Here is a 509-nt window from a genome sequence, read left to right as displayed (position 1 = left end):
ACAATATTTTAGCGCCCTCGCCTTCGGCTCGTCGGTTACGCCCATATTTTTTTTAACGCCATTTGCGCTAGGCCACCCCCTCTTAAAGCAGGCAGGATCCCTTGACAGGATTGCAACCTTACGGTTCTAGTAGGTTTTCTGTTCTCTTATTACATAACGCATCTATAAAAAGAATGTCAGCATCAAATTAGAACACAGGATCGGAACTATAACGAATCTTCCTCGCAATCGAATCCTCCTCTCTCAACGCCCGCGGCCTTGGAAAAAATGGCGTTAAGAAAATGGGAGGCTGGCACCGTCTGAGCCACACCGAAGGTGTGCGAAGGCGCCAAAAACTGTCTGAGCCCAACACGCCATTCAATCCTAAACCTGGCCGGGCGAGTTTTTTTGGTGCAGGTGACATCCTCCCATTTTTAGCCATTTTTTCCCAGCCTTGATCTTTTTTTGTTACTTTTTTTGCATCAAGGCAAAAAAAGTAAACGGAGTCTTCGAGGCAACCCCTCGAAAAA

At 46.6% G+C, this 509-nt stretch carries 1 protein-coding gene; it reads right to left on the bottom strand.

Annotated elements, in window-relative coordinates; genetic code table 11:
• Window positions 1-187: 187 nt before the first annotated feature.
• Window positions 188-509 (bottom strand): hypothetical protein (locus LZZ85_RS28285; RefSeq protein ID WP_237877517.1); only part of this gene is annotated, 322 nt, incomplete at its 5' end.

This window comes from Terrimonas ginsenosidimutans (genome assembly GCF_022012415.1).
GTDB lineage: Bacteria > Bacteroidota > Bacteroidia > Chitinophagales > Chitinophagaceae > Terrimonas_A > Terrimonas_A ginsenosidimutans.
The sequence above is the reverse complement of the archived record's forward strand: the minus strand, read 5'-3'. Positions and strand labels throughout refer to the sequence as shown.